This window comes from Waltera intestinalis, assembly GCF_009695995.1.
Classification (GTDB): domain Bacteria; phylum Bacillota; class Clostridia; order Lachnospirales; family Lachnospiraceae; genus Acetatifactor; species Acetatifactor intestinalis.
In genome coordinates, this window is record NZ_VUMU01000006.1 from 106,670 (window position 1) to 128,982 (window position 22,313).

The 22,313-nt window shown below is 42.2% G+C and carries 18 protein-coding genes; 3 read left to right on the top strand and 15 right to left on the bottom strand.

The features are described 5' to 3' along the window. Positions 1-5 precede the first annotated feature (5 nt). The 3 genes from FYJ59_RS06990 to FYJ59_RS07000 all read right to left on the bottom strand — a co-directional run bounded on the left by FYJ59_RS06990 (position 6) and on the right by FYJ59_RS07000 (position 2,373). Positions 6-956: a sensor histidine kinase gene (locus FYJ59_RS06990; protein ID WP_235897940.1), complete on the bottom strand. Its 951-nt coding sequence runs from the start codon at positions 954-956 to the stop codon at positions 6-8. 230 nt (positions 957-1,186) lie between these two features. Further along, positions 1,187-1,726, bottom strand: a complete 540-nt coding sequence (locus FYJ59_RS06995; RefSeq protein WP_154496102.1) for a prolyl-tRNA synthetase associated domain-containing protein — start codon at positions 1,724-1,726, stop codon at positions 1,187-1,189. A gap of 20 nt (positions 1,727-1,746) precedes the next feature. Continuing rightward, positions 1,747-2,373: a lactate utilization protein gene (locus FYJ59_RS07000; protein WP_022155029.1), complete on the bottom strand. Its 627-nt coding sequence runs from the start codon at positions 2,371-2,373 to the stop codon at positions 1,747-1,749. 357 nt (positions 2,374-2,730) lie between these two features. Between FYJ59_RS07000 and FYJ59_RS07005 the strand changes: the two genes are divergently transcribed. Beyond that, positions 2,731-5,358 carry a cation-translocating P-type ATPase gene (locus tag FYJ59_RS07005; protein WP_154496103.1) on the top strand — a complete coding sequence of 876 codons (2,628 nt, stop codon included), beginning with the start codon at positions 2,731-2,733 and terminating at the stop codon, positions 5,356-5,358. Between the two features lie 55 nt (positions 5,359-5,413). Here the strand turns inward: FYJ59_RS07005 and FYJ59_RS07010 are convergent, their stop codons facing one another. Continuing rightward, positions 5,414-5,557 (bottom strand): hypothetical protein, encoded by a 144-nt coding sequence (locus FYJ59_RS07010; protein WP_154496104.1) that lies wholly within the window; start codon positions 5,555-5,557, stop codon positions 5,414-5,416. Positions 5,558-5,902: 345 nt separating this feature from the next. Here FYJ59_RS07010 and FYJ59_RS07015 point away from each other — a divergent pair, with 345 nt between their 5' ends. Then, positions 5,903-6,670 (top strand): HAD hydrolase family protein, encoded by a 768-nt coding sequence (locus FYJ59_RS07015; protein ID WP_154496105.1) that lies wholly within the window; start codon positions 5,903-5,905, stop codon positions 6,668-6,670. Here the strand turns inward: FYJ59_RS07015 and FYJ59_RS07020 are convergent. The 9 genes from FYJ59_RS07020 to FYJ59_RS07055 all read right to left on the bottom strand — a co-directional run bounded on the left by FYJ59_RS07020 (position 6,667) and on the right by FYJ59_RS07055 (position 17,417). After that, positions 6,667-7,947 carry a glycoside hydrolase family 3 protein gene (locus FYJ59_RS07020; RefSeq protein WP_154496106.1) on the bottom strand — a complete coding sequence of 427 codons (1,281 nt, stop codon included), beginning with the start codon at positions 7,945-7,947 and terminating at the stop codon, positions 6,667-6,669. The two genes, FYJ59_RS07015 and FYJ59_RS07020, sit on opposite strands and share 4 nt — an antisense overlap. Before the next feature lie 39 nt (positions 7,948-7,986). After that, complete coding sequence (locus FYJ59_RS07025) at positions 7,987-8,850, bottom strand: YitT family protein (RefSeq protein ID WP_154496107.1); 864 nt, start codon at positions 8,848-8,850, stop codon at positions 7,987-7,989. 62 nt (positions 8,851-8,912) lie between these two features. Further along, a complete protein-coding gene (locus tag FYJ59_RS07030) occupies positions 8,913-10,631 on the bottom strand; it encodes a glycoside hydrolase family 13 protein (protein WP_154496108.1) in 1,719 nt (572 codons plus the stop codon). 370 nt (positions 10,632-11,001) lie between these two features. Beyond that, positions 11,002-11,307: a hypothetical protein gene (locus FYJ59_RS07035; RefSeq protein WP_235897941.1), complete on the bottom strand. Its 306-nt coding sequence runs from the start codon at positions 11,305-11,307 to the stop codon at positions 11,002-11,004. Beyond that, complete coding sequence (gene sfsA / locus FYJ59_RS07040) at positions 11,288-11,938, bottom strand: DNA/RNA nuclease SfsA (RefSeq protein ID WP_154496109.1); 651 nt, start codon at positions 11,936-11,938, stop codon at positions 11,288-11,290. The genes FYJ59_RS07035 and sfsA overlap by 20 nt, the downstream gene beginning before the upstream one ends. 38 nt (positions 11,939-11,976) lie before the next feature. Continuing rightward, positions 11,977-12,300, bottom strand: coding sequence for an ATP-binding cassette domain-containing protein (locus FYJ59_RS07045; protein WP_154496110.1), 324 nt, complete (start codon positions 12,298-12,300; stop codon positions 11,977-11,979). A gap of 569 nt (positions 12,301-12,869) precedes the next feature. After that, positions 12,870-13,001 (bottom strand): hypothetical protein, encoded by a 132-nt coding sequence (locus FYJ59_RS14065; protein ID WP_268878531.1) that lies wholly within the window; start codon positions 12,999-13,001, stop codon positions 12,870-12,872. Positions 13,002-13,212: 211 nt separating this feature from the next. Beyond that, on the bottom strand, positions 13,213-15,699 hold the full coding sequence (locus FYJ59_RS07050) for an alpha-L-arabinofuranosidase C-terminal domain-containing protein (protein WP_154496111.1): 2,487 nt from the start codon (positions 15,697-15,699) through the stop codon (positions 13,213-13,215). A 161-nt stretch (positions 15,700-15,860) separates the two neighbouring features. Further along, a complete protein-coding gene (locus tag FYJ59_RS07055) occupies positions 15,861-17,417 on the bottom strand; it encodes a GH39 family glycosyl hydrolase (RefSeq protein WP_154496112.1) in 1,557 nt (518 codons plus the stop codon). Between the two features lie 192 nt (positions 17,418-17,609). Here FYJ59_RS07055 and FYJ59_RS07060 point away from each other — a divergent pair, with 192 nt between their 5' ends. Then, complete coding sequence (locus tag FYJ59_RS07060; protein ID WP_154496113.1) at positions 17,610-18,455, top strand: helix-turn-helix transcriptional regulator; 846 nt, start codon at positions 17,610-17,612, stop codon at positions 18,453-18,455. A gap of 584 nt (positions 18,456-19,039) precedes the next feature. On the opposite strand, the gene FYJ59_RS07065 is transcribed toward FYJ59_RS07060, so the two are convergent. Both FYJ59_RS07065 and FYJ59_RS07070 read right to left on the bottom strand, forming a co-directional pair. Next, positions 19,040-19,702, bottom strand: coding sequence for a phage head-tail adapter protein (locus tag FYJ59_RS07065; protein ID WP_154496114.1), 663 nt, complete (start codon positions 19,700-19,702; stop codon positions 19,040-19,042). Positions 19,703-19,815: 113 nt separating this feature from the next. Then, entirely contained in the window at positions 19,816-21,957 is a 2,142-nt protein-coding gene (locus FYJ59_RS07070) for a sensor domain-containing diguanylate cyclase (RefSeq protein WP_154496115.1), read from the bottom strand. Between the last annotated feature and the right edge of the window lie 356 nt (positions 21,958-22,313).

Genomic DNA, 22,313 nt, shown 5'->3' on the forward strand with positions numbered 1-22,313 from the left:
GTCTCTTAGAGAATGATCCGGACAACAAAATCCCCATTCTCCATAAAGAACTGGTATTGTCCGTTCAGCTTTTCCACATAATATACGATGCTTCTGGCCCCCAGTCCATGTCCGGAGCGCTCCGTCACCGGTACACCGTCATTAAATGCCGGGGCATTCCGCACGGTATTTTTCGCCATCAGGAGAAGATGTCCCGACTTTTCGGACAGGGACAGCTGTATCAGCCGCTTTTTCTGAGGCAGTTCCTGCACGGCATGCAGGGCGTTTTCCAACACATTGGAAAGGATTGCGCAGAACATCATTTCCGAGCAGGGAAGTTTCTCCCCGATGCTGACCTGTACCTCCCATCGGATCCTCTGCTCCTCAAACCGCGTATTATAGATGGACAGTACGGAATTCACCATCTCATTTTTACAATAGGTCTTGATTACCGTATCATCATAAGTCTGGCTGACCTCATTGAGATATTCCAGCGCTTTTTCACAATCTCCCTGCTGGATCAGAGTCCTCAGGACGGCCATATGATGTCTCGTATCATGCCGCAGGATTGACATCTTTTTCTCGCTTTTCCTTGTATTGTCCATCTCCGCCTGAAAAGAATTCATCTGCATACGGATCAACTCATTATACTGCTCTGCCTTGCTCTTCATCTCGTATTCCCGGAAATACACCAGCAAAAAAATCAGATACGACAGACAGATGGCAAATCCGAGAAATTCCGGCACCGCCCTGTTGCCGGTATATAGCAGCTTGGAAAACTTCGTCGTGGCATAATCAAAAATATAATACACCAGAGGCAGCCTTCCGATGATCAGCAGCTCCCGGTCCGTCTTCGCGAACAGCATTGCCGTCGTCTGACACACATAATGGTACAGCACCCAGAATACTACCAGCGTCACCACGATACGGCAGGCATAATAGCACCACTCTTTTCCCGTTACCGACAGTACGAACAACCCTATCCAGTTACTGCATTGGCAGCACAGATACGCAGACCATATATAAGCCCCCGGAAATCACTGCCAATAGCAACAACTTCCCTACATTCGTTTTGTCCTTCTTCACACCCAGAAAAAAAGCCGACAGAAGATGCCGAACAGCATAGTCGTAATATTATGTGTATATGTCAGAATTTCCAGTATCATAAGAGCTCCTCACTTTTATTTCGTAAGTTCATAGATGCTTTTTACAGCTTTACTTTTACAAAATCATGTTCCGTGGCGGGAAGCACCTTTTCGATCAGATCCGCCGTCCGCATCCGGAGGCTGGAGGTATTGATGCAGGGATGGCATCCGAAATATTCGCTGTCCAGCACCTCCTCATCGATCAGCAGCTTCACCTGATGTTCCTTATCGTTCATCAGTCCCAGCACGCTGACAGAGCCGGGGGTGATATCCAGGAATTTCTCCATGTATTCCGGCTTGGCAAAAGAAAGCCTCGCCGAGCCGATCTGCGCCGACAGATCCTTGGTGTGGAACACCTTGGTATCCGGGATCATCAGCAGATAAAATGCGGTCTCCTGACGGTTGCACAGGAACAGATTTTTGCAGACCATGGATTCCAGGATCTCATCCACTTCCTTACAGTCCTCCATGGTCATTGCGGGTGCGTGATCCACGCGGTCATATTCCACGCCTAAGCCATCCAACAGGTCATAGGTGCGTATCTCTTTGTCCAGTCTGCCGGTGGTATCGGCAGGTCTTCCTTTTTGCAATACTAATGTCATTGTCTTTTCCCCTTTGTTGTCTAGTAACCGATGGTGTCGTTTACGAGGATCACATGGATCCGGTCCGTATGTCTGGAATATCTCGTGATCAGGAACTGGCAGCAGATGGTATCCGGAGACTTGCAGTCGAAGCATTTTCCGGTCTCCTTGCAGGGAGTCTTGATGTCGAATCTCTGGGCATTGATAGGTGCAGCCACGTTTCTCGCACGCTTCATGGCGCTGTCTAAGTCTGCGCAGACCTTGTTCATGCCGACGATGAAGATTACTTTCCTCGGTCCCTGAGCTATGCAGGAGACACGGTTGGAATTGCCGTCGATATTGACCATGACACCGTCGCTGGTGATGGCATTGGCGCTGGAAAGGAAGATATCCGCATCGTAAGCTGCCATAAGTCCTGCTCTGGCATCCATCTTAGAGCGGTCGATATAGTGGTAATTGCCTGCTTCTAGTGCGGAGATCAGTCCGATCTCTCCGGCACTCATGCATCCGCCCATGGCAATGGTGCTTCCCTCCGGGATCAGCTCCAGTGCCTGTTTCAGCGCAGCCTCTTTATCCTCTGCGTAATAACCTGACATGTTGCGGGACTGTAATCCCTTGATCACTGTTTTGGCCAGCTGTTCATTTCTTTTTCTGATCATTTCGTTCATCTCTTAACCTTCCTGCCTTTCCGTAATCTGCAAACTTTATTCCTGAGAACCAGACTCTTTTTGACCCTATTTTATCAAAAAAACAATTTCGTGTATAGCAACCAATATAAATATTTGACAATACTTTTCGCATATGCTAGGATATTTCCAATATTAGGGAGTAGTTCACATCGGATAACCGGTGTTGTGTTGGTCGTCATCACGTTAGTGAAGCCACAGGCAGTCGCTAACCGGGCAGTACACTTCTACAGAAATGGAACGAGACTTTTATTGTATGTTTATCGTGCAATAAAAGTCTTTTTTTTTGCGTGATAAACAAAGGATCCGGGTACATTATTTAAGAAGGAGGATTTGTATATGACACAAAAAAACATCTGGAATGTTTCTGTAAAAGAACTCATGGAAAAATATCAGGTGACAGAGCAGGGGCTTACTACTGCCCGCGCGGAAGAGCTTCGCCTGGAAAAGGGTGAAAATATCCTACAGGAGAGCAGGCGTAAAAGTATACCGGAAGTATTTATCAGTCAGTTTGCTGATCTGCTGGTCGTAATCCTGATCATTGCGGCTGCGATCTCCATGTTTTCCGGCAATACGGAGAGTACCATTGTAATCCTGCTGGTACTGGTGATCAATGCCATCCTGGGTACCCTGCAGCATGTAAAAGCCCAGCGTTCTCTGGACAGTCTCAGGCAGTTATCTTCGCCCTGTGCAAAAGTCATAAGAGACGGTGTAAAACGGGAATTTCCATCGAAGGATATCGTGCCGGGAGACATTGTCGTATTGGAAGCGGGTGACATGATCGTGGCCGATGGCCGTATCCTGCACAACTATTCGCTGCAGGTCAATGAAAGCTCTCTGACAGGCGAGTCTGCCAATGTAGAGAAAACAGATGCCGTTATAGAGGGTGATGTGGCACTTGCTGACCGGGCAAATATGGTCTATTCCGGAAGTCTGGTCACCTACGGACGCGCAGAGATGCTGGTGACTGCTACCGGCATGGAGACGGAGCTGGGTAAGATTGCAGGACTGATGAATGCAGCCAAAGAACGCAAGACACCGCTGCAGGAGAGTCTGGACAAGTTCAGCAGCAGACTTGCCATACTGATCATGATCATATGTGCTGTCGTATTCTGCCTGTGTATCTATCGCCGGATGACGCTGTTGGACTCCATGATGTTTGCAGTGGCACTGGCTGTTGCTGCAATCCCTGAGGCGCTAAGCTCCATTGTGACCATAGTGCAAGCCTTTGGTACGCAGAAAATGGCAAAGGAAAATGCAATTATCAAGAATCTGAAAGCTGTGGAAAGTCTGGGCTGTGTCTCTGTCATCTGCTCTGATAAGACCGGAACACTGACACAGAATAAAATGACGGTGCAGCAGATCTATATAGAAGACCGGTTATACGAGCCGGACCAGCTTGACCTTTTGAATCAGACACATCGCTATCTGCTCTACGACGCTGTCCTCAACAATGATTCCTGTATCGTCGATGACAAGGGCATCGGTGACCCTACAGAATATGCCCTTTTAGAGATGTTTCGAAGGATTGAAGCGGATACATCTTCTATTTTGAAAGAAGCAAACATGCATGAAGATATCCTCAGGCAGAACATGCAGCGTCTTGAGGAAGTACCTTTTGATTCCGACAGAAAGCTGATGAGTACGAAATATATGCTGCATGGTGTACCCACGATCCTCACCAAAGGTGCTGTGGATGTTCTCTTAGACCGCTGTGACTATGTGCGCTGCAGCGACGGTATCCGTCCTATGACGGAAGCTGAAAAAGACAAGATCCGTATGCAGAATCAGCTTTTTTCAGAAAATGGCCTGCGTGTATTGTCTTTTGCTTACAAGGAATCGGAGGAAAATCTCGACATCCATGCGGAGTATGGCTATACCTTCCTGGGCCTGATCTCTATGGTAGATCCTCCCAGAGAGGAATCTGCGGCTGCCGTTGCAGCTTCCAAGAGAGCCGGCATCCGTCCGGTCATGATCACCGGTGATCATAAGGTAACAGCAGTGGCAATTGCCCGCCGGATCGGAATATTCGAAGAAGGAGACCTTGCACTGACAGGTGCGGAGCTGGATGCCATGAGCGACAGCGAACTGGACGAACAGATCGTAAAAATTTCCGTCTATGCCAGAGTATCTCCCGAGAACAAAATCCGGATTGTAGAGGCATGGCAGCGCAGAGGTAATATTGTCTCCATGACGGGAGACGGTGTGAATGATGCTCCTGCATTGAAAAAGGCAGACATCGGTGTCGCTATGGGAATTACCGGAACCGAGGTGTCCAAGGATGCCGCAGACATGATTTTGTCAGATGATAATTTTGCAACGATCATCAAGGCAGTGGCAAACGGGCGTAATGTATACAGAAATATCAAAAATGCCATTTTGTTCCTGCTGTCCGGTAATACCGCCGGTATCTTAGCAGTATTATACACATCCCTGATGGGACTTCCTGTGCCTCTTACACCCGTACATCTGCTGTTCATCAACCTGCTGACCGATTCTCTTCCGGCCCTGGCAATCGGCATGGAACCGGCAGATGACGACCTTCTGAAGGAAAAGCCCAGGGATCCACGCGAAGGAATCCTCACCAGAGGCTTTATGATTACGATGATAACACAAGGTCTGCTGATCGCAGCAGCCTCCATGACAGCTTATCACATCGGACTGACAGTCAGTTCGGCTATGGCCTCCACTATGGCTTTTGCCACACTGACACTGGCCAGATTGTTCCATGGTTTTAACTGTCGTGGCAGCGAATCCGTCTTCCGGTTAGGACTGACCTCGAACCGATACAGCCTCTATGCTTTCGCTGCGGGAGTCTCTTTACTGGCACTGGTTATCTTCATCCCGGCACTGCACAGTGTATTCAGCATAGCCGCTCTGCCTACGACAGCACTCGGTCAGATCGTAGGTCTCGCTCTGCTGCCGACAGTGATTATACAGATAACGAAAATTATCAGGCATAGATAATTGGAAAAAGAAACTGCAAGGTGCCGATACTTTTGTACCGACATCTTGCAGTGGATTAATCAATATCTTCCACAGACTGCAAATTTTCCTTTTTTACCTTCAGAGCATCCTCCACTTTGCCGCAGCCTGTCAGAGAAAATGCCACGATCAATACCAGTAATCCGCTGCTTATTTCTTTGTGAAGCTTTCTTTTGTACATACGCCCTCCCCCTATAGCCGGTAAATACATTTTCTATCTTTATCATTTTCCATTTTATTTTTTTCCTTGTTTGCGCATTTTTTCAACATATCTCGTAGCAATCAAGAAAAGCAGCTATCAAATAAAAATAAGTATTCATGTATAATTTATGATATACTATTTAAAATGATGTCGGGGTCAAAAGCCCCCGACTTTGCTTTGATGCCTACGGATTGTTCCGTGCTGCGCACTCCCACTTCTCCGCTCCGCTTCGGTCCGTGCTAGACATGTGCCACTGACACATAGCACCCTACCAAATATTCGCATATCGTGGGATTATTATTCTGAGAGAAAGGAATTCCGACTATGGGAATCAGATTAGTCTGCAGTGACCTCGATGGTACACTTTTACAATATGGAAAAAAAGAATTAGAGGGGGAAATTTTTGACCAGATCCGTGCGCTGCATAACAAAGGAATCTTGTTCTGTCCGGCTTCGGGAAGACAGTATACCAGCCTGCGAAAGCTATTCGCTCCGGTGGCAGATTGTTGTATTTTCTTATGTGAAAACGGTGGCGTGATCTACAAGGACGAGCTGTGTATTGCGAAAAATCCCATGCCTAGAGAGCTGGCAGAGGAGATTGCGGAAGATCTGTGGAACCGGAGTGACGGTCAGGGCGAAATCATGCTCTCCGGACAGAATACGGCTTATCTGATGGAACGTGGGTTGGGAATGCTGGACAGAATAAAGTTTATTGGCAACAACTATCAGGTCATTCAGGATCCCTCCGAAATTCCGGAGGACATCGTAAAGGTTTCCGTATATCTCCATGAAGGCGTAGCGGCTTATGCTGACCGTTTTGTCCCCCGCTGGGAGCAGGCGAACTGTGCGGTGGCGGGACCTTACTGGATCGATACCACCCTTGCCAACAAAGGCATCGGTGTGCAATCCATTTGTAAAATTCTTGGCTTTGACCTCGCGGATGTCATGGCCTTCGGTGACAATTATAACGATGTATCCATGCTGGATATCGTGGGACATCCTTATATTATGGACGGAGCTGCCGGTCCGTTGAGAGAAAAATATCCGCAGCACACTCCCCGGCCCGAGGAAGTACTACGGAATCTTCTCTAATCCTGAGCATCCGCAGTATCCGCAATGATTCCCAGCTTTATTTTCATTTTCAAAATGCGCAGGACCGCTTCGTTGAGGCGTTCCTCGGTAATCTCACCGGTTTCGACCGCCTTGATGACTGCGGGTACCTGTACTTCAAAATCGGTGCAGCACAGCATATCGTTTCCTGCCTGTACCGCCCGGACGGCAATCTCCGCATCCCCGGCGAACTGCCGTACTCCTTCCATGACCAGATCATCGGTAATGATCACGCCGTCAAACCCTAATTCATTACGCAAAATATTATGTACCGGTAGAGAAATAGATGCCGGTACCTGATCATCCATGCAGGAGACAACATTGTGGGCTACCAGCACCATATCCGCCCCTGCATCGATGCCTGCCTGAAACGGCAGAAAATCAGAATTTACAAATCTCTCTATGGGACGTTCATCATAAGCGATCCCTGTGTGCGTGTCCGAGTTATTGCCATATCCCGGGAAATGCTTTAATACACTTCCCATCTGTTCCTGCGACATGGTCTGCACGACGGTCCTCACATACTCCGTCGTCTGTTCCGCATCCTGCCCGAAACTGCGGGCATAAATAAAATCCTGCGGATCCTGTGATACATCGCATACCGGAGCAAAATTCAGATTAATTCCCAGGCTCTGCAGTAATTGACATTTTTCCTGCGTATCACTTCGGATCATATCCCATCCGCCTGCGCTATACAATTCCTGCGGTGATGCAAAGGGGGTCTTCCGCAGATTCGTATTTTTGCTGACACGGTTTACCGTGCCGCCTTCCTCATCCACACCGATCAGCAGAGGTATTTCCGCAGCATTCTGATAGCTTTGAATGGATGCCGTTACTTCCTCTTTTGTTTTACCGGTAAAATCCCGTGCAAATAAGATATATCCGCCGAGATGATACTGTGTCACCTTGGAGGCTGCATCCGTCTCCGGACAACGGGCGATGAACATCTGTCCGACTTTTTCCTCTAAGGTCATTCCTGCCAGGAGTTCTTCTGCCTCCTGCTCTACAGGATCTTCCGGTTCCGCCGGTTCACTTTCTTCCGTCTCCGGCAATTCCGTAGGATCTCCACTGTTCTCTGCGCTGTTGCCGCTCACATCAGAATCCGATACACTCTGTTCCGACATAGGCTCCGACTGAACTTCCGGTATTATTTCCTGTGCAGACTCCTCTGTACTTCTTAAATTCCACAACAAAAAAACCAGAATTCCAACACATATGACAGATAACACGATCACTACGATATTCCGCACCTTTTTCATTTCGCATTTCTCCATAACCATATTGTTAAGACGCCAGGGTCAAAAGGCCCCGATCTTCGGCTGATACTTCATACTCGATACATTATATACGGTAATAAACGCCTTGGGGTCCAGTTCATTGATGAATTTCATTAATTTCTGGTACTCACTTTTGTCCACAATGGTGATGATCTCGTTGTGTTTTTCAAAATGATAGGCACCGATGGCTTCATAGATCGTGGCACCGCTGTGCAGATCTCTTGTAATAAACTGACGCAGTTCTTCCTCTTTCTTCGTAATAATGCAGACACGTCGCTTGATATTATTGTCAAAAATAAAATGATCCAGAATGATTCCGTTGAAATAGGTACCCAGAATACTCAAAACCACAGTCTTCTTATCATATACCAATGCTGCGGACAGTGCCACGCACATACCGGACAGAGACATTGCCCTGCCCAGCTCCATGTGGAGATATTTGTTCATGATCTTTGCTACAATATCCAGTCCGCCCGAAGATGCATTCCGGTTGAACAGAATGCTGAGTCCCACGCTGACCACCAGAATATAGCACAGTACATCCAGTTCCTGACTGTCCGTCATGGAACCGAAATTCGGAAACAGCATCTCGAAAAGCCCTAAGAATACCGGCAACATCACACTGGTGTACACCGTCTTTACCCCGAATTCTTTCCCGCAGGTGGCAAAGCCGATGAGCAGAAGCACCACATTCAGGATCATCGTAATGACCGACAGTGGAAGTGGTATAAAGTTAGACAGCACAATGCCGAGACCGGAAATACTGCTGACCGACGCATGACTCGGCACCAGGAAAAAGTAGACTGCTGCCGCGATGATGGCTACCGCCACGGTCAGGATCCCTGTCTCCTTCATAATTTCTGTATAATTTATTTTTTTCTTCATAATAACATTTTCTCCAGCGATATATTTTAATTTGTTTCTATACTTTTCTCATCTTATTATTCTTAGAGTACTATTACAACGGCATCAAGTCCCTCTATTTTTCCGTCAAAGGGATTCTCTCTAAGTAAATCATATTTTTGCGCATACTCATTAAACATTCTTGCGCTGCTGCTGCAGTTGAAAATCAAAGCGAGTGTCTCTTCTCCATTTTTTCTGGTCAGGACGATCGTCTCTTCCTCGTCCCTTACAGTTATTTCAATTGGTTCACCCTCTACGATACATGCATGGTTTTTTCGCACCTTCAGCAGCTGCTTATACCATTCAAACATCTCTTTATCCTGGTATTCTTCATCCCAGTACATCCCACGTCTGCAATCCGGATCATTTGCTCCGCGCATCGAAAATTCATCTCCGTAATAAATCATGGGCATTCCCGGTAATAACAATTGAAAAGCTGCTGCCAAATGCTGCTTTTTCTTATTATCATTACATAGATGTAGAAATCTTGCTGTATCATGACTGTCGATCAGATTCCACATTAAAGGATAGCATTTTTTGTTTAAGCGCCCCTTCAAATATCCAAGATTCTGTATAAACTGGCTGACATTGATTTTTTCATCTGCAAGCAGATCTATGAGATTCAGGTAAAATGGATAATTCATGACCGTATCCCATTCATCTCCCTCAAGAAAATCTCCTGCATAATGCCAGATTTCTCCAATGATCAGCAGATCTTTTTTTACTGCCTTAACAGCCTTTCTAAATCGCTTCCAGAAGAAATGACTGATTTCGTCACCTACATCCATTCTCCATCCATCGATATCGCATTCCTTAATCCAATAACATGCAACATCTGTAACGAATTTTTCAACCTCCGGATTTTTCAGATTTAATTTTGGCATTCCGCCATAATAACCAAAACATTTGAAGTTAGGAGTTTCTCCTTTTTCACCCTTCAGCGGAAATCTCTCGATAAAATACCAGTCCAGATATCTGGATTTATCTTCTTTTTCTATAATATCCTTAAATGCAAAAAAATCTCTTCCTGTATGGTTGAATACCGCATCCATCACTACTTTCATTCCACACTCATGCGCTTTTTGCACCAGCTCCTTAAGATCCTCTGTTGTTCCGAAGGAAGAATCAATCTGGTAATAATCAGTGGTATCATATTTATGGCAGGAATCCGATTTAAAAATAGGTGTTAAATACATAACATCTATTCCCAGCTTCTGAATATGATCCAAATGATCAATAATTCCTCTGAGATCACCATGCAGATTATCCTTAGATGTAATGGGTGCTTTATACCACAGTTCCTTGTCTATTGGCTGTGATGCTGCAAAGCGAGATGGAAAAATCTGATACACAACCTTGTTTGCTGCCCACTCCGGCACCTCAAACATTTCTTCCTCACGAAGGTTTTGCGGACAGTCGAACATTCTGTCCCTGTTTGTAATGCATTCCCTGCTAAACTCATAGTTGCCGTAATATACCTTTTCTCCCTGCATATCCGTAAATTCAAAATAATAGCGGAGGCATATCAAATGCATCTGAAGCTGTGCCTCATAATAATCATGAAACTGTGATGTGGCAACCTTCTTCATCGGAATCGTCTTTCGTGTATCCTTCCATCCCAATGGTATGTACTTGTCTTCATAATGAAGAATGATCTCTTTTATATCATCTTTTTTTACCTGCACACGTATCACAAATAAATCCTTATCGATTGCATAGCAGAATCTCTTATCCATATCATGAAGAATTGCCGAATATTCCATAATATTTTCCTTCCTTTTATTTAAGATGCTCAGTTATCACATTCCATCAACTTAAAAATATCTCCATCATTTTGCCATCGAATGATGGAGATTTCAACAGGTATGATGGAGATAGACTCCCCCTATCCACAAGGAATATAGGATAAAGTTCTTTTTTTGTGAAAATTTTATGTACATTGGTTTTTTTGAAAATGGTGATACTATGAAAATAAGCTACATAAAAGAGTTTTTAGCTCTTGCGGAAAGGTGTAATTATAATAAAGCATCAAACAAATTATGTCTATCCTCTTTTCTTAGAGTACTATTTTTGTTCATAAATTCGAATTTTTTATTCTTATATTTGGAATGACTTTAGTTGTTTTTACCAATTTCATATAGGTTCTTTTAATATGTTTTGCACAAATACGAAACCGTCTTCTTCAACCTCTTCCGACAGAATTTTATATTTTGTCCTCTCTCTGTCCAATCTGTGCTTATATCTGGTAATTTCCTCCTGCACTTTACGTTTTGAATACTCACTTTTCGTAATATCCTTGTTAATAAAATGAATCGTCTGTGTAATACATGCCGCTTTGATTCGTTTCATATTTTTTTCTGTATCTTCTCTTTTCCAACGGCGAAAAGCAGCAAGGATTTCCTCTATGTCATTCCAACGTTTATAATACTTCCAGTTCATCCTTTTCGACTCTGCAGGCAAGATTCAATACTTTCACTCCCGCTGCCTGTGCTTCATAAAATGCTTCCGCAAACTCCTTGTCCATCGCGGCATTGGGATACACCATCTTCACACCCTCCATGGGAATGACAAATGCGATATAACAATTATATCCTTCCGAAACCGCATTTATAAGTTCACGAAGATGCTTTGTCCCTCTCTCCGTCGGTGCATCCGGAAAATACCCTGCGCCGTCTATCTCAAGTGTACAGCCTTTTACCTCCATGAGATATTTCTTTGCACCCTTTTCCATGTAAAAATCTATTCTGGAATTTCCATACACATACTCCGGCTTTACATAATCATACTCCTGTTTCTCAAGCCATTCCCCTACCACCTTATTCGGTGCCTGACTATCAATATTTACCCAACCGGACCCTTTTTTGTATACCGATATCAGATCATACTTTGTTTTACGGGCCTCATTGTCCGACCTTTGAATACCAACGGTATTTCCCGGTAGCAAAAGCTCCCGACACCGCCCTGTATTTTTTACGTGTACCGTTTCCATCCTGTCTGCGACCTCCACATAGGCGATAAATCTGTTAGGTCTGTTGATAAATTTGCCTTCCACAATATTTTCATACTTCATAATATATACCTTCCTCAGATATCCTATTTACAGTACACTCAGACAATTCCCGGAAAACTGTCGGTGTCAAACATACAATTTATAGTGCCATTATAGAGCAATCCATCTATTTCAACAACCAAGGAATCTCCTCGAAATCTTTGTACCTGCCGATCACATGATTTTGACTTTTCCTCTGTCGGCTGGTCCATACCGCCTAAAATATTAAGTACTGTCGATTTACCGGCACCAGACTGTCCCAATATGACTACAAATTCGTCTTCTTCTATTTTAAAGTCAATATGGTTGACTGCATATAAAAGAGCTTCACCGCTTCCATATGTCTTTACAACATCCTTAAACTCAACAATTGTTTTGCTCATAGCTCCTCCTAATCTTATGTCTTCTATCATAATTTCTATTTGAGACAACGCAATTTTAACATCTTATATTATTAGTGTTACATTGTAGTTAGTCCCTCTGGATGACAGACCAAAAAATGTGAATCGGTGACAAGCATCCATCCTCGCTGACAAAATCAGTATTTTCAGCCTTGTTTCGCTGACAAATATGTCACTGAAATTGCAATTCTGCACAAAAAAAGCGGTAATGAAACTATCTTCATTACCGCTAAAAATGAGCGTCTCCTATAGGAATCGAACCTACAATAGAGTCTTAGGAGTTCAAGTCCCCGTTGGAAACCTATATTATTTTGAGTTAAGATAAGTCAATGAAATCATTGATTTTTCTACCGTTCCTGCGAATTCATATTTATGGCTACCATTCTCATTTAGCAATGCAGTAATGATAACACTGTTTTCTTATTAGATTACTTATATTATAACGTGTGCGAGGTCGGATATCGATAATTTTTTGACCATATTTTGCTCTGGTTTACAGTTTATCCAGCCACCCATCAAAACTTTTTTGACATCCTAAAATTTATAACTATTCAGAGCCATACAAAATTGCTTTCTGTGAATGCCAGCATGAGAAATTTCGTATCACCACCGCCACGGAGCACTCCCTTTGTCAGAATGCTGTTCATAGACTGAAAAATAACAATAAATGCGATGGCGTCCATAAGCTCACCGGCAATCTGAGCCGTTTCAGGTGTTATATTATAAAGTCCGATAATGGGTCTGCTTCCCCAACCTTTCCCACCATGACGGTATCGGTCATATTGACACCGATGGTGATCATGCTCTGCAAGGAAATCAGAATGGCGATAACTGCCATTTTTTTATAATAAAATTTGTCTTTCTATTCTCTTATCTTCTGTTCATCGTCAACCTCTAAAACGCTTCGCACTTCTTCAATCGCAAAGCACTGACAGAATATGGCGGTGCCTCGTATACGAACTCTGAGGAAGCGCCATGCATATTCACGGTAATATTCTTCACCTTCTCCGGCTCTTCAAAGCTGTTTTCATCCCCCTTTTCACCGCTAAGAAGTGTTACGGTATAGTCGCCCTGTACCTGACAGTCCAGTGTAATGGAAACCGGATCCACATCTCCTGCAAAATTAACCGCCTTAATAATGATTTCGTCCTTGGTGTCAGTTACTACCGAAACAAAAGCAGGTCCGTAGGGAATCGAAATTTCCTTCTGAAGCTCACCATCAACATACAGGCGAATCTGTTTTCCGTCCGTTTCATATCCAAAGCGGTGATATTCTCCCGGTTTTACTGAAATAGCAAAGTCCTCAGTCAGCTTGTTGTCATGCATATAGCCAAACTCTTCCAGTGAACATTGTCCTCCATTAACCTTCCAAAGGAACGGACGCACCAGAGCTGCATCCCATTCTTTTTCCACTCCGGCCGTAATCACGAGCTGCTCCTCATAATAGGAACGAACCACCCTGGCACTGAATATACCCAACTCGAAGTAAGCATTTTCCTCAACAAAAATATCGGTCTCAAATCTTCCATAAGTCTGGTCTTCTTCTCCAAATACCACAAAGCTCTTGGTCTCATCAGCCCATTCCAGAATACTGTGAAATTCCTTTTTCTGCTCCTCATCCGGAAGCTGAAGCAGGCGGCCATCCTCTGTATCCTGCACATGTCCCATTAATTCATGAGTAATCTTTGCTTCTTCTCCATTCCAAATGGGATTTCTGAAGCGAAGTTCCTTATTGGATTTTAAAGATGCCATTCCGGTTCTCGGACGATAAACACGTCCTCCCTCATCTTCGGATCGCACCACATATTCTCCGCGATTTTGACCGAACATTTTCCAGACATAATAAGTAGGAATTCCAAGGCTCTGATGATTATTGAAACGAATCAGATTAGGATACCACGCTCTGTAATTTACATTTTCAAATAATGGAGCATAAGAGGCCAATGTTACGATATCCTGATTTTTCTCAATACCCATAAGGAAAGCCGCTTCTCCCAAAGCCGCATACAACTGTCCCATATAGTTGCCTTCGTTTACAGCCACCTCTCCTACAAAGATTTTTGGTCCCTTACGATCGTAGTCATCATAATAATTTACACGTTCTGCAAAGAACTCTGTTGTATTGTAAAAATGTTCATCCACGCACTCGGCAGGACAACCATTTTTCTCTACATGCTCATTGGCTATGATTTTAATCTGGGGATACAGTTCCTTTACCTTCTTATAAATCATGTTGTATCGCTTTTCATAATCCGGACCCCAGTTTTCATTACCAATTTCCAGATAGGTCATTTTAAAGGGGTCCGGATGCCCCATAGAAGCACGAAGCCTTCCCCATTTGCTTTCCTTAGAGCCGATAGCATATTCAATGGCATCCAGTGTATCCTGTACCATTTCATCAAGAGCCTCTCCTTCCAGAAGGACGCTCTTTCTTCCCTGACAGGTCATTCCGCAGTTACATACATACAGGGGCTCCATCCCCAGATCCTCGCAAAGCTGCAGATATTCATGAAAGCCAAGTCCTAATGTACTCCTGTAATGCCATACAAACAGCTTACTGGGTCTTTCCCATGCCGGACCTACCGTATCCCGAAATCTCATCGCTGTGGACGGTGTCGTTCCTTCCACAATACAGCCTCCGGGAAAACGCATAAACTTTGGACTCATTCCCTTAAGCTTTTCTACAAGATCTGTTCTGAGTCCATGCCCCATGTAGGTATTGTCAGGCATTAGTGAAATAAATCCCAGCAGAATCTCTCCGCCTTCTTTGCAGGAAATAGTAAGCTGTGCCTCGTGACAATCCTCAGCTGCTGTCAGCTTCATGTCATATCTTGTATACTCCTGACCGGAAACCACCAGACTGTTTCCAGTCAGTACTTTTCCCTGGTATTCGATCGCTATGTCCAGTCCTATTTCTTCCTTTGCTTTTGCAAATAAATACAAAGAGTAACTTTCTCCAGCCTTTACGGATATACCGCAGTAACCGGTATTAGTCAGAGATCCGTCCTTTTCAAACTGCATACGCAGAGCTGCGTCCCGATGTTCATTCAGGGTATCCGTCAGTTCCAGTTCCATCTTTGCATTGTGCGTATACCATGCAGGTATTTCTGTCTCCGAAATATTGTTGCCCTTTACCCAGCGGCATAAGCCTTCTCCGTTGCAAAACTCATCCAGCCATCCGGATACGGTTTTTACATGGATGCCATCCTCCTGCTGTATATAACCCTCCGGTAAAACGGAATCTTCGAAGCTTCTGTTTCGAAGCATTTCCGGATAAAGTCCTCCGTCTCCGGCACGGTTAATGTCTTCAAAAAAGATTCCGTATAAATCCCTGGCTGTCTCAAATCGTCTTTCCTTTGTTTTAATCTTTAACTTGCTCATTGTAGGCTCCTTTTTTACATTCCAAGAGTTTTGATCACTACCTGTGCCAGAATTCTGGCAAGATAATCATTGGGGTGATTTAACCAGTTTCCGGTTATATCAATGTATCGTTTTCTCTTTCCGATTTCTTTTTGAACTGCCTGTATCTCCAGTTGCCCAGGTCATCGACCGGAGCTGACCACACGATCATAGTCATATCCTCGATCCGGATTCACCTTTCCGGCATTCAGTTCGAAATAAACCACACCGTTTTCGTTTACAGGAAGCTCTACGCAGATATTTCCGTCCTCCTGCTTTTTTCGCTCTGTTTTTACAAAAGGTCTGGATGATTCCCGAATCAGCTTCGTCTGTTCCTCACTCAGATTGGCAGGTTCTCCCATATCATGCCATACCTTCAAGGGATTACATGTTTCCTCATCTACCGTCTTAGTCAGGAAGCAGTACTCCTCCTGTTCAGCCGGAAATGCAAACTCCAACAGCATTTTTTCTTTACCCTGTTCTGTACTTTTACGGGCAATATTCCAGGCTACACCTAGATAATCACCATTTGCACGTTTCAAAACGACAATATTGTCATCCTTATATACACAATTGGCTTCACTTTCCTCAAGCTTTTTGTAAAAAGCAAATGTCCAGAAGGTCGGCTTGGTAATACAGCCATTGGCAACCAGTCCAAAACCGCCGTGGAATGGTGTAAAAGGAACTCCCAGCTCTTCAAACACATCACCAAATGTCCAGTAGGAATAGGATTCATTCACATCTCCCAATCTGGAAAGCTGCTGTGCTATAAGGGCCGCATTCAGGTTTGTATCATGAATGACGCCCTGAGGAGTATAGGAGCTGTTGAACTCCGTGATATGAATCTGCAGACCCTTATATTCCGGGAAACTGTCAATAATATCTCTGGTTGTTTTTAAATTGGCAAAGCCATCCTCTGCCTTCATCAGTTCAGAATATGCATAATGTCCAATACATTCCGGCGGATCAATGGTGTAATGATGTCTGGTTACGAAATCCAAAGGTATGTGATTCTCATGGCAATATTCCATAAATGCCTGAATCCATTTCTCATCCGTTCCTCCACAAACAGCAGGGCCTCCTACACGGAATCCCGGATTCACTTCCTTTATGGCATCAAAGGTTCTATGGAACAGCTTAAAATATTCCTGCATATCCGCATTTTCCCAGAAGCCGCAAAGATTGGGCTCGTTCCATACTTCAATGGGCCATTGAATAACTTCCTCTTCTCCATAGCGTCCCATCAGATGCCGCAGCAATGAATGCACCATATTACACCACATATCATAATCTTTTGGAGGAGTGGTATTTCCCTGCCAGTAAAAGATAGTCTGGCTTCCACTTGCCAACTTTTTAGGCATAAAACCCAGCTCAAGAAAAGGTCTCAGCCCCACCTTCTTATAGGCATCCATTACTCTATCCAGATAAGTATAGTTGTACTCGACCCTTACCTTACCATCCTCCTCATAGGTCTGAAAGATCGCCATATCATCACAGAATAATCCATGTCCCCGGATATGCTTAAATCCGATTTCCTTTTGAACCAAGCGCAGCTCCTCCTGATATTCTTCTGTCAATGCAAGCCCCATTCTTCCGGTTCCCACACAATAATCTACATTATTGTGAAAAAAGGCCTTTGAATCCTTTGTAATCACGATCTTTTTTCTGTCATTCTCTGTTGCTCCACCCAAATTTACCATGCATGTATCTCCTTCTTCTAAATCATGTTCCTATGCAGTCACGCATAAGATGTCTGACCGCTGCACGATCCGCAGCTCTCTGATGACGATTGACATATTAATCTGATACTATCGCATTGATTTAAAGTTTCCAATGATTTATACTATAAGAAAATTGATATATCCTCTGATGTATCAGAGCGGAGATTCCAGATGACTGAAATTGAATTTGTCGGCTACAGTGCCGTTCACCCCTCAGATTTTATATATGATGTTCCGAATGGCTTTACAGGCTATCTTCTGCTTCTTTTCGACTCTCCCTCGGAGCTGCTCATAGACGGAAGACTAATGCGGACAGCCGCCAATTCTGCTATTCTGTATACACCAGGAAGCAGGATTTATTACCGTGCTGCCGGTGAAGAATACCGGAATGACTGGATTCGTTTTCGTTCCGATCACTCCTTCGTGAAGCTGTTTCCGTTAACAAACACCCCATTTCCCGTAACAGATCCGGAATACTGTCATCAGCTTTTTAAATTACTAACCTGGGAGTCCGCCTTTTTCTCCTCTGAAAGCGAAGCAAACATTACTCACCTGCTGCGGGTTCTGTTCTCCAAATTAAGAGAAGGAATCCAGAATGAGTCCCCGAGTATTCACGATCATGAGCTGATTGCATTGCATAAGATGATCTACAATAATCCTCAGCTTCCATGGAATATAAACATGATGGCTGCGAAGCTTCACTTAAGTCCCAGTCATCTTCAGGCTCTCTATCACCGCCAATTTGGCTCCTCCTGCATGGATAATGTCATCGAAGGACGTCTGCGCCGTGCACAGGATTTATTAGAGTACAGCGAATACTCCATCCGCGACATTTCCGAGCAATGTGGTTATAATAATGTAGAGCATTTCTGCAGACAGTTCCGTCAGCATAACGGCTGTACCCCTGGACAATACCGGAAAAATGCATCAGCGGGAAGCAACAAAAGACTTCTCACCCACAATACCCTGGAAGGAAGGGAGTTTGAGAAGATTAATCGAAATATCCGGAAATTGTGAATTGGTGACAAGCATCCATCCCCGCTGACAAAATCAGTCTTTTCTGCCTTGTTTCGCTGACAAATTTGTCACTGAAATTACAATTCTGCATGAAAAAAGCGGCAATAAAACTATCTTTATTACCGCTAAAAATGAGCGTCTCCTATAGGAATCGAACCTACAATAGAGTCTTAGGAGTTCAAGTCCACACAGAAAACACATATCATTATCTGTAAATCTAAGTCAAGGAAAGTCTTGATTTTTCTAACCTTCCTGTAAATTCATGTCAAAATAAGAAAACAGAAAATCATCCAAGTAAAACGGCTTTCGATGACAAAATGATGACACTGTCACCCTGAGGGTTCAACCATTCCGTTCCTATGAATTCATATCTATGGCTACCATTCGCTCTTATCAAAGCAGTAATGATAACACTATTTTCTTATTAGATTACATATATTATATCGTGCATGAGGTCGGATGTCGATGGTTTTTTGACCATTATTTACTCTATTTTACTTATATACTCTTATATAGAGAAAGATGAAAGTTACTACTCCTATCTTTACTATGCCAACCATACTAACATACCGATAACCTGAAATTTACTTAATAGATAACTGCTTATCTCTTATCTTTAAACATGCCTCAATATGCATAATCCAATGTCTTGAAAACGGCATCTGTATCAATCCCTTTACATCTTTTCCACACCAGTAATCAATTAACCAATATGCGTTTTCATCACCACTCACTACATTTAGCATCTCCAACTGCTTTCTTTTTTCGTCAGTGATTTTCTCTTTAATATCACTATATGCAAGAGCTTTTAAAACTTGTGTCGTAGATGTGTCAACATCAATTATGTAATTATATAATTCTTCAATAGACAATTTTTTTGAAAACTCACTTATTTCTTCTTTTACAAGTTCGTTTGCAGTTGTAATAATCGGAGAATTTATGCGTCTTTGATAATCTCCTTTAAATAATACTTGTTCATCATCAGAAATAAGTGTATGTGCAACAATATCTTCAATGCGAAAAATATGCCAAAGAGAATAGGCAATCGTTTTACTATGATACCCTTTTGCATTCATATATGGCATTGCACTAAAATCATCAAATGATAATTCCGTCTTAAACTGTAGAATTTGTTTCATAAGTTCTTCACGGAGTGTAAGCAATGTATCTATACCTGTTGAAAAGGTATCTTTTTTCTTAATCTGTAATTGCATAGTCTTATTCATTCCTGACCATTCTTTATTCATAAAAACCTCCATGAAATTCAAATTCATGCGTGCTTTCAATCTCTCAGTAAGACTGGAAGTTGTTGGGTTCTTTACATAGATTAAATATCAATTTATAAATCAAACTTTATAAATCAAACTCGTCTTCTATCTTTTCCTGTTCGTCTATAATATTCATCCTTATCTGCATACATCAACTTATCAGCCATTGCCTTAATTTCTTCAAAATTAAGTTCTATATGTTCTGAACAAACAACTACTCCCTTAGACACACTAAGTTCAGAAATAAGATTTCCCTGGAAGTTTTCAGTTAAATAATCAAATGTCTTAACTGCATCCTGTGCTTCTTCTCTCGTTCCTCTCAGTAATGCAACAAACTCATCGCCACCTACACGATACGTCCTTCCAAGACCTGAGAATGCATTATCCATACACTTCGAAGCTCCAATAATTAACTCATCCCCTGCTTCGTGACCAATATTATCATTAGCTGCTTTTAAACCGTTCAAATCCATCATAATAAGAACGTATTCTATTAAGTTATTATTTTTCTTGATTATTTCACAGTCAACTTCAAACCCTCGTCTATTGTATAAGCCTGTAAGCTCGTCCTTTATAGATGCTTCATATCTTCTGTTGTATGCATCCTTTGCCTTCTTCTCTCTCATACTAATAATAACAAATGAAGTTGCCATTATTAATACGCTTGCAATAAAGATTAAAACAATTGGAAGTATAATTTTATTTACATCCAATTTAACAGGATTATTATCTCTTATTACTATATACCAATCAAATCCTTCGAGATACTTGGTCATATAACAGCCATTCTCCGATAACTGATAATAAAAATCATCATCTGATATATTACCAAAATATGAATTATCCAAGTAGCCTGTTTCTATAGAACTTACATCCGTATCAACCTGTATAAGTCCATCATGATTAACTAAATATACTTTAATATTGTATTCTTCCTCGAACCTGGCAAGCATGTCTACAAGGTCATTCATATCAACTCCGACACCACATGCTCCCAAAATGTCTCCATTCGTGTCAATAATACCGTAATTAATAAACACCGAAAGACTCCCGTTATTATCTTCATCAGTATCAACATTAACTGTATATCTTTTCCCTGAATCCAAGTAATCCTTATACCATATATCATGGCTGTCATTTTCAACATCAAGATACCTACTTATTCCATTATATGTATAATATGCTCTTGTTTTATCCGAAACAGCAAATACCATTTTATAATCAAATTCATTACCAATGGATACCAGACGATTAGTTATATCGTCTTTGACACTCTCCGCCTCTTCTCTGGTTTTCCCCTCTATGTAGGTTCTTATATCAATATCACTGCTAATCATCTGAGAAACAGTAATTGGCTTAATAAATTCATTCTCAATCTTTGCTGAAACCATCTGCGCAATTGTTCTGCTATGTATTTCAGAGTTTTCCTTAGTTACCTGCTCAATCACATTCACACATGCCATGATGGAAATACTCATGCTAAGTAGCATTATGATAAACATAATAACAGTATCAAATCTACTGTCATTAATCATATTCATATGTTCATCCACATTATGAGACCAATCATACATATATGCAGCAAACATTACAAATGAACCTATTCCCAGTCCTAAATTGGTTATAGAAAATCCATAAATAAAGGACTGTACAACTGTTGCAATTATTGGAATAAACGAAAACAGCATCATTGAAATGAAGCTTCGTTTTTCCAAATACTTTCTATACTTAATCGCCATACCTGCTCCTATAAATATGACGACAAGTGATATTAGTGTATATACATACCAGAAATTATTCCTGTGATAATAATTTGCCTCATCGAAATAATACATCCATGGATAAAACAAATTAACCACAACAATGAAAATATTAATGCACGAAAAGATATTGGCAATTTTAACACTATTGCCACTTACTTCAGCACCTTTTTCAACAAAAACAGAACTAACATACCTAACATAGGTATTTGCCATTGCTATGTTCATAGCAAATACCATAAGATTAGCAATTCTAGTTACTAAAATATTAAAAGGACCAAGGTTACCTCTAAAAATATATGCCAAAGTCTCTCCAAAAAACAGAACTGTAGCAATAAGAAATAATCGAACGAACATCCTCATACTCTTCTGTTTTGGATTATTTGCTTTAATTGAAACAAACATTATTAGACAGAACAAACAAAAGAACATATCCATTGTTGCCTGTGCAATTTCAAGACTTGTAATATTCATCTATTTTTCTCCTCGTCGATTGATACTCTTTTTTACCTTATATTTGAATTGATGGATAATGCTTGTTTTTTATTCTTATACAAGATTACTGTTTTTTCTTCGAAAGGTAAATTTATCAATTCTGCAACTTCAAAGTTTCTGTTCCCTATAAAATTAAACTATCGGGATTCACCAAATCGCCAAACAACAATTTGTAATTCCATTATAATATCATCAACATAATTTGCAAATTATGCAAGTAATATTCCTGTAAAAAACCTACTTTGCACTTAATCCCTACAGCTGACAGTTTTGAAAAATATGGATTGGTGACAAGAAATCATTTTCGCTGACAAAGATGGTTCCCCATGCTACTT

Excerpts from the sequence above, each read along its gene's own strand:
- FYJ59_RS07015 (WP_154496105.1), top strand. The coding sequence starts at position 5,903 with ATGGGAATCAGATTAGTCTGCAGTGACCTCGATGGTACACTTTTACAA.
- FYJ59_RS07070 (WP_154496115.1), bottom strand. The coding sequence starts at position 21,957 with ATGAATATTACAAGTCTTGAAATTGCACAGGCAACAATGGATATGTTC.
- FYJ59_RS07035 (WP_235897941.1), bottom strand. The coding sequence starts at position 11,307 with ATGAACTGGAAGTATTATAAACGTTGGAATGACATAGAGGAAATCCTT.
- FYJ59_RS07065 (WP_154496114.1), bottom strand. The coding sequence starts at position 19,702 with ATGAATAAAGAATGGTCAGGAATGAATAAGACTATGCAATTACAGATT.
- FYJ59_RS07000 (WP_022155029.1), bottom strand. The coding sequence starts at position 2,373 with ATGAACGAAATGATCAGAAAAAGAAATGAACAGCTGGCCAAAACAGTG.
- FYJ59_RS07025 (WP_154496107.1), bottom strand. The coding sequence starts at position 8,850 with ATGAAGAAAAAAATAAATTATACAGAAATTATGAAGGAGACAGGGATC.
- FYJ59_RS06995 (WP_154496102.1), bottom strand. The coding sequence starts at position 1,726 with ATGACATTAGTATTGCAAAAAGGAAGACCTGCCGATACCACCGGCAGA.
- sfsA (WP_154496109.1), bottom strand. The coding sequence starts at position 11,938 with ATGAAGTATGAAAATATTGTGGAAGGCAAATTTATCAACAGACCTAAC.
- FYJ59_RS07010 (WP_154496104.1), bottom strand. The coding sequence starts at position 5,557 with ATGTACAAAAGAAAGCTTCACAAAGAAATAAGCAGCGGATTACTGGTA.
- FYJ59_RS07045 (WP_154496110.1), bottom strand. The coding sequence starts at position 12,300 with ATGAGCAAAACAATTGTTGAGTTTAAGGATGTTGTAAAGACATATGGA.
- FYJ59_RS07060 (WP_154496113.1), top strand. The coding sequence starts at position 17,610 with ATGACTGAAATTGAATTTGTCGGCTACAGTGCCGTTCACCCCTCAGAT.
- FYJ59_RS07030 (WP_154496108.1), bottom strand. The coding sequence starts at position 10,631 with ATGGAATATTCGGCAATTCTTCATGATATGGATAAGAGATTCTGCTAT.
- FYJ59_RS07020 (WP_154496106.1), bottom strand. The coding sequence starts at position 7,947 with ATGAAAAAGGTGCGGAATATCGTAGTGATCGTGTTATCTGTCATATGT.
- FYJ59_RS14065 (WP_268878531.1), bottom strand. The coding sequence starts at position 13,001 with ATGGACGCCATCGCATTTATTGTTATTTTTCAGTCTATGAACAGCATT.
- FYJ59_RS07050 (WP_154496111.1), bottom strand. The coding sequence starts at position 15,699 with ATGAGCAAGTTAAAGATTAAAACAAAGGAAAGACGATTTGAGACAGCC.
- FYJ59_RS07005 (WP_154496103.1), top strand. The coding sequence starts at position 2,731 with ATGACACAAAAAAACATCTGGAATGTTTCTGTAAAAGAACTCATGGAA.
- FYJ59_RS07055 (WP_154496112.1), bottom strand. The coding sequence starts at position 17,417 with ATGGTAAATTTGGGTGGAGCAACAGAGAATGACAGAAAAAAGATCGTG.